This window comes from Enterobacter cloacae complex sp. GF14B, assembly GCF_004136805.1.
GTDB lineage: Bacteria > Pseudomonadota > Gammaproteobacteria > Enterobacterales > Enterobacteriaceae > Enterobacter > Enterobacter hormaechei_C.
Genome location: NZ_QFRV01000032.1, coordinates 44559 through 51436, shown reverse-complemented (window position 1 = coordinate 51436; position 6878 = coordinate 44559). Strand labels below are relative to the sequence as shown.

Annotated in this window: 7 protein-coding genes; 3 read left to right on the top strand and 4 right to left on the bottom strand. The window is 41.9% G+C overall.

Annotation, left to right across the window (positions count from 1 at the left end; all coding sequences use genetic code 11):
- The 3 genes from DD606_RS12500 to DD606_RS12485 form a co-directional block, all read left to right on the top strand.
- Window positions 1-112, top strand: a 112-nt coding sequence (locus DD606_RS12500) for an IS1 family transposase (RefSeq protein WP_001691633.1), incomplete at its 5' end; no start/stop codon positions are given.
- Between the two features lie 238 nt (window positions 113-350).
- Entirely contained in the window at window positions 351-1016 is a 666-nt protein-coding gene (locus tag DD606_RS12490) for an ABC-three component system middle component 1 (protein WP_129258716.1), read from the top strand.
- Window positions 991-3330 carry an AAA family ATPase gene (locus DD606_RS12485; RefSeq protein WP_129258715.1) on the top strand — a complete coding sequence of 780 codons (2340 nt, stop codon included), beginning with the start codon at window positions 991-993 and terminating at the stop codon, window positions 3328-3330. Before DD606_RS12490 ends, DD606_RS12485 begins: the two co-directional genes overlap by 26 nt.
- Before the next feature lie 216 nt (window positions 3331-3546).
- Here DD606_RS12485 and DD606_RS12480 read toward each other — a convergent pair whose 3' ends face one another.
- The 4 genes from DD606_RS12480 to traJ all read right to left on the bottom strand — a co-directional run bounded on the left by DD606_RS12480 (window position 3547) and on the right by traJ (window position 6863).
- Window positions 3547-3972, bottom strand: a complete 426-nt coding sequence (locus DD606_RS12480; RefSeq protein WP_129258713.1) for a HigA family addiction module antitoxin — start codon at window positions 3970-3972, stop codon at window positions 3547-3549.
- Between the two features lie 82 nt (window positions 3973-4054).
- Window positions 4055-5446, bottom strand: coding sequence for a P-type conjugative transfer protein TrbL (gene trbL, locus DD606_RS12475; protein WP_129258711.1), 1392 nt, complete (start codon window positions 5444-5446; stop codon window positions 4055-4057).
- 187 nt (window positions 5447-5633) lie between these two features.
- The gene (gene trbJ, locus DD606_RS12470; RefSeq protein ID WP_129258709.1) at window positions 5634-6428 is read right to left on the bottom strand and encodes a P-type conjugative transfer protein TrbJ; all 795 of its coding nucleotides are present in this window, start codon (window positions 6426-6428) and stop codon (window positions 5634-5636) included.
- 81 nt (window positions 6429-6509) lie between these two features.
- Window positions 6510-6863 carry a conjugal transfer transcriptional regulator TraJ gene (gene traJ / locus DD606_RS12465; protein ID WP_001588179.1) on the bottom strand — a complete coding sequence of 118 codons (354 nt, stop codon included), beginning with the start codon at window positions 6861-6863 and terminating at the stop codon, window positions 6510-6512.
- Window positions 6864-6878: the final 15 nt, after the last annotated feature.

The window sequence follows — 6878 nt, the reverse complement described above, 5'->3', positions numbered from 1 at the left end:
TCTGAGGCAGCACCTGGCACGGCTGGGACGGAAGTCGCTGTCGTTCTCAAAATCGGTGGAGCTGCATGACAAAGTCATCGGGCATTATCTGAACATAAAACACTATCAATAAGTTGGAGTCATTACCATATTATCGCAGAAATAAAAAACAACGACGATCTAGGCAGGCTTTTATTCGAATTCAATAATCTTATTGCAGCCAAGGCTAATGAGAGTTTCACAATTGATACTAATTATACTAATTGCTCCGATATAACTTGCATCGATGATCAAGATCGCATCGATAGCAACATTACTAAAAGTTTATGCATTAGTATTTTAACAAAAGAAGACGCAGAGGCCCGACTTAAATGATTATTAACCTCATACATCAAGCCCTAGATGCACACAATTTCCTCAAAGTACATGAGAATGATACAACAAGCTTCTATGTTCGAGAGAATGGTACAGCGATACGATTTGCAGTCTTGCACAGGTTAGATAATCTAATGAAGCCAGGTGATCTTAATGCAACCATCAACCAGTCCGCACCTGTGGCATTTATATCTGATCCAGCATTTAAAAAGAATTGCGATTTAATATGTATCCATCATCTCGATAAGTTGGCCGAATTCAAAAACTATGAAGAACAGATTTTTGAAATCGAAGAAGATCCGCACTTCTACAAAAAATATGTTCTTTACTATAGCGACACAGAAGTTGAAGCCATAAAAGAATTAAATTTCACCAACCTAAATGAATTAATTTCAGATAAAAAGCACTTCGATGCCTACAAAAAAGAACCTACATCAGCAACTAAATATAGCGCAGTTGCCAAAATATTCATTAAGTTGCCTTTTTTGGAACTTAATATTAATAAAGTGGAACTAGTTCCACTTCGTTTGCAAATTGAGGAAGCTGTGGCTGAAGCCGACCTTACTAAGACGTATAAGACGATACAAAAACACGGCCAATTAAATGCAGAAGATTTGATCAAGGAACTGATTAGCGATGAACTGGCAAATATCCAAAATTGAGATTTCAAGTTTTAAAGCTTTCAAAAAAATCCATCTGGATTTCGGGGGAGCATCACTTTTGACCCTGGATGGACCCAATGGATTTGGCAAAACTAGCATATTCGATGCTATTGAGCTATTGTTAACTGGCAGAATAAAACGAATCTGCCATCTATTTTCAACCTTAATGATAGGAAAACGAACGAATTATGAAGATAATCTTCTTTGGAATAATCGCTCAGGCAATAATGACCTTGCAATCAAAATCGAGTTTATTAATGGTTCGAGGAGGCTTACTCTAGCAAGACATACTCCCGCCTCAAACTTTAACGAGAAGTCAAATAATAGAGCGGACCAATTTACCCACTTTACTCTTTACGAGCTCCCAGAGTTCACCTCAAACAGCTATGTAGCAGAAAATATCCGCGACGAAAACTTCATTGAGACACTCTTCGGAAAAAACTTCAAAGAGAACTTTTCATTTTTAAATTATTTGGAGCAGGGCCAAAATCAGCTCCTGCATACGCGAGTAGACAAACGTAAAGAGGCATTGAACAATCTCTTTAATATTAGTGACATAAAGGCAGAGACTGATAACTGCAAAACTATCGCCTTGCGGCTTACAAAGTTCATCGGCGATCCTAAGCGTGCTGCAGATTTATCAAGGTTAGAAATAGAGGCCAGTTCACTTAAGAAAATGATTCAAGCTGATTTGGGATCAATTGGATACAAAAAAATCTCCACCTCAGTGCTGCAACCAGGGTGGGACAAAGAGAATCCCTTCCCCACCTACTCTACAGAAATCCAAAGAGAATACATTGAAAATATCCACAGTCTTCAAAGGCTGGCTCTGCTAAAGAGTGCAATACAGATAAGAGATAAAAATGAATCGATTGAAAATTTTATTGAACTTAACAAGGATTCAATAAAAAGCTTAGCACGTTTTGGCAATGATTTAAACAAGCTGGATGGACTTGAAGCCATTAAAAAAGAATTGAATGAACTGCTCAAACGTGAAGGAATTATAAAACGTGGTGCAACAGTCATTAATGCAGATGAGGCCAGGAGTCTTAGTGGATGGGCCCAAGGGCGTTTGGAATGGTTTATTGAGCAAATAGTTATCCGTGACTCACTTCAAGAAAAGAGCAACTCTAATACCAACGCTGCAACCGAGTTGAATCGTTTAAAAGCAGAACTAGTTACTGAGCATACTAAACTCTTTCCTGACGCTCAGGATTGTCCGCTGTGTGGTGCAGACTGGCAATCCCATGACACTATGCTGCAAAAGATTGAATACCGATCAAAGCAAATCAATGACGCATTAAACGCTGATGGCCAGACTCTGTTAACTCTTATAGGAATAATGGCTACAGAGCTGGCCATAATTGATGCTCAACTTAAGAGTCTGAAAGCGCAGCTATCCGTGAACTACAACAGCGTCTTACACAACGCACTGCTCCGCGATAAAGCTCGGTTGCCTACTATTAACCAACTCGTCTCCAACTTTCAAACTTTAGGTGTAGAACTAAACTATTCGTTCTCCGAAAATGAGGAGGAGGTGGACACGAGAATTCAGTCTCTTACAGCTTTCATCAGAAGCCAGAAAACAGCTGAGACAGAACCTTTGCCCCAAGATTGGAGAAAGGTCATCATGGCTGTCTTTAAAGAGCTGCAGGACTTCTATATTGTTGAACCTCAGTTGTTGAAAGACAAAGAACTGTATATCTCAGCTAAAGCAAACGAGGCACAAAGCAAAAGGCTCAGACAATGCCTTAATGAGCTAGAGATCATTAAGAATGAAACTAAAGCAGCACAGATAGCTAAAGAAAAAGTCAATAACCTAAAGGCTACTCTTGAGAAAACAGAACGCAACTACTCAGAACAAACAATTGCTGAAATTGAACTGATTTTCCATATATATAGCGGACGGCTTATCCAAAACTATCAGCGTGGTTTAGGTCTGTTCATTGAAAGCAAGGATGGCAAAGAACTCAGGTTCCTTACAGCCGAAAAATCCGAGTATGATGCGATTCTATCAATGAGCTCCGGCCAAGTATCTGCGCTCAGTCTAGGTTTTTTTCTTTCCCTGAATCGGGTTTACTCAAACGTACCACTGATTCTGATCGATGACCCGTCCCAGTCGCTTGATGAGGTGAATATCGCCTCTTTGACTGACCTTCTTCGCTGTGAGTTCAGCAATCGCCAGTTGATCGTTTCCTCGCACGAGAGTGATATCTCCGCTTATATGCGCTACCGGTTCGCCAAGGCCGGTCTGAACACCCGCTCATTGAACATGCAACGCTTGGCTAAGGAAGCTTTAGTCGCCGCGGATTGAGTCATCGCGACAGGGGGCATATGGATCGTGCCCTACCCTAGAGACTAATCGATACATTTTTTAAAAAAAGCAGCTTCGTCACTAAAATGCTTGAAGATTATTTGCAGACCAGCGGTTTTGTCTCGATCTAGGTGGCGTTCAGAAAAAACACTAGAAAAAGTAAAATCTGCTTCTGAAAAGTTGAGGTTTAAGGTAATTGCGACTCGATACCTTACATCATTTCTCTTGATTGTATTGCATTTCCTGCAGGTTGCTCCAAAAATCCACATCGGTACCAAATATGGTAGCAAGAACGCGAGCCTCATCATCCGTAACACGACGCAAACCGCAGATAATATCGTCAACATCCTGTTTGCAAATACCCATAGCTTCCGCCAGTTCATCATGAGACATGTTCAGCGGTTTTAAAAATTCCTCTACCAGCATCTCTCCCACTGTCACAGGCCCGTCAGTATCTGCTTTTGTGTAGTATGCAAGAATCTCTGAACGCCCCTGCTCATACGTCAGCTCACCTGAAATAATACGTGCCTTAATGGACTCGTACAGTGGCGTACCACTGGGGTCCCTTCCTTCAAGTCTCAGGGAAGCCTCTGCTTTACGAAAGCCCTCATTGCGTAACCGTGAATCGGAAGTCTTGGACATAGTTTTTCCTTTGAGTTGCAGAAGTAAAGTTCGCTCAGTGGAAGCGTCAGCTCGCGCTCCCCCGTAAACTGATGCGCTTGATTCAAGAATTATTATTGCCGGATAAGCTATCTCCGGCAAAATCATCATGGTCGAGGTTATCCCGACGAGTAGCTGTTTGTTTACGTATCTGAGTCGCCAACTCCCCTCCAATTGTCCGTTGGACACGAGAAGCATCGCTACTTCGCTTCATTGTCTGGTATTCAGCAGTTCCGTTAGCCATACTGCTTCCCATATGGCTTGCCATGCGGCCAGCTCGTGAGAATGAAGCAAACCCCTGACTTCCTCCTCTGGCGCTACCTGAACAGCTCCCAGCAGACGAACCACCGGAATCGCCTGAGGGTTGGCCGCCAGAAGTATCTACGGAACCGGTATCTTCCCCGCCGCCAAATCCGCCACCGGAACCGCCTCCACCTCCTGAACCAGATTCTTCGGCCATGGCAGCTTGCGCAGACTCGAACGCTGCCTTTAATGCAGAGGCTCCACCGCTGACTTGAGCTGATGCCCCCATTGCCATTGCTCCAGCACCGCTGATGGCAGTAGTGGCTGCGCCGGTAATCATACCCGCCCCAAATCCACCAATCCCTTGTAAAGAAGCCCCTCCTACAACACCTGATAACAACAGTGGTAGCTTATTCGTTAATACTAACAGGATAATTGACGCCAGAAGCAAAACGATAAGACTATTAAGATCAGGAACATCATCTTTAATAAGAGAAAAATATTGATCTATAAATGATTGTCCAACCCCAATAATTAATGTCATCGTGAATAATTGAATGCCAATCGATAAAACAGTTCGTAAGTAATTAATTGCTATATCAGAGGTCCATTTCGAACCACCAAACCCAAGTAATATAACTCCGGCATAGCATAACACCCATGCAGAAACCAACATGATTAGCATATTTATCGCTATAAGGGACATCACTACCAAAACGATTATCGCGACTGTTATCATAATGGTGGATATCATTGGCGACCAAATTGATGCGGCTGAACTGACCTTTGTTAATATCGCAAACGCCATATCAACTATGCTTGATGGAGAAATACCAGTACTTATTCCTAACGCGTTTGCTGCAAGTTGTCTCATTGAATTAATTATGGATTGCGATATGGATGGGCCGTTGATTAAAAGATAATAAAAAAAACCAACGACGGCAAAAAAGCGAACTATTTCAGCAAGTACGCCTGTCAACCCTTCCCCTTGCATCGCCATCATACCAAATGTCCAAACCATACTTATTAATACCAGCCCCCAGAAGAGCCAATTTGCATAGTCAGCAATTACTGTTGTCCATGTACTGGCTACTTGTTGAAACTTATCTAATAAAATATCAAGTAGCCCGCTACTATCTAAGTGACCAGCATAGGCATTTATAGAAAAGAAAAGGATGATACCTAAAAAGGTGAGCTTACTTACTATTTTCATGATTACCATTCTCGTTTAGGGCTTGGATTGTTATTACTACGCAATGCACACTTATCGGATCTATGTGCATCAAATTTATTATCTGGCGTCGATGAGCAAACGTTATCGTTTTTTTCGCAAGAACATATAATCATTGAAATGATTAGAATAAAAACCATCATAATTTTATTTTTCATTCAGTTGTTCCTCACCAAATTCGCTTCGGGCTTGGTGTGTTCTGTCCAGCTAATACTTTCTCATCAGCAGCTATTTGTTGGGCTTCTTTATCGGCCTGAGCCTGTGCCAGTGTTGCCGCAGCGTTTTGTTGAGCTACCAGAAGCGAGCGGATTTGCAGTAACTGGTTTGTCTGTGCACTGGCAAGCTGGGTAGCGGCCTGAATAGCTTCCATTTGCCCTTGTGAGCCGGTTGCCTGAGTTTGCAAATCTGCAAGGTTATCAGCATCGCTCTGCAGGGTGTTCTGCTGTTCGTCAATTACCTTAAATAGCGCGTCATTGGCCTTTTTACGTGCCCCTGAACTGTTCTGTTCAGCTTCACGCAATGCGCTAATTTCAGACGAGGTACATTCAACATTGCTGTTAAAGCAAGGTGATGACCTGTAGTAGTTAACATCCTGATATCGTTTCAGGTACGCATCGAGACTCCCGGCCTGATTCTTGTAGTAATTAAGGGTATCCTGCACCTGCAACAATTTATTAATTGTTGAATTTGCCTGGTCCCAGATATAGGCCGCAGGTGCTACGGTGTTCTGCAGCATGTTTTCATACTGCTGCAGCTGCGTCTGGTACTGCTGGATTTGTTTAGCCACAGCCTGAACGTTGTTAACTGCGCTGATTGTGGTCTGAACCACATTAGTGCCATCAATAACGGGAATTCCGGCCTTTACCGGTAATGCCATGACGGACGCCACGAAAGGAACTATTAAACCTTTTTTAGCGGCTAAAATCCCTCTTTGTAATGAAACCACTTGGAAAATTAAATCCATTTGCTCACCTATTTTTCATCAGTTCAGTAATATTTAACACACTGTCTGTTAACAGACGCAGGTATATAGGAAACCACACATTTATTTATCCAAGATTTTATCCATAATGTTCCTTAGTTCTTGGCGAGTTGATTCTATTTTCGCAAGCAAGGTTCTTATCAGTGTGGGTGAAAAATCAACTGTTCGAGGATCATTTGCGAGCCATAATTTAAGTAATCCGCCAAGTCTTCCAAGATCAGCATTTACTCGGCTAAGTTCATTAACCTGTTTTATATCTACGATAGAATCAACCTGATAACCCATTGCAACTCTACGAACAAAACAGGCAACACTTAATCCAGATGCTTCTGCATTTTCTTGGATGAGAATTTTTTCTTCGGGTAAACAATAAACTTTTATTGGCGTACTATTTTTTCTAGTCTGAGTAACTTTCATATAGCTCTCCATACA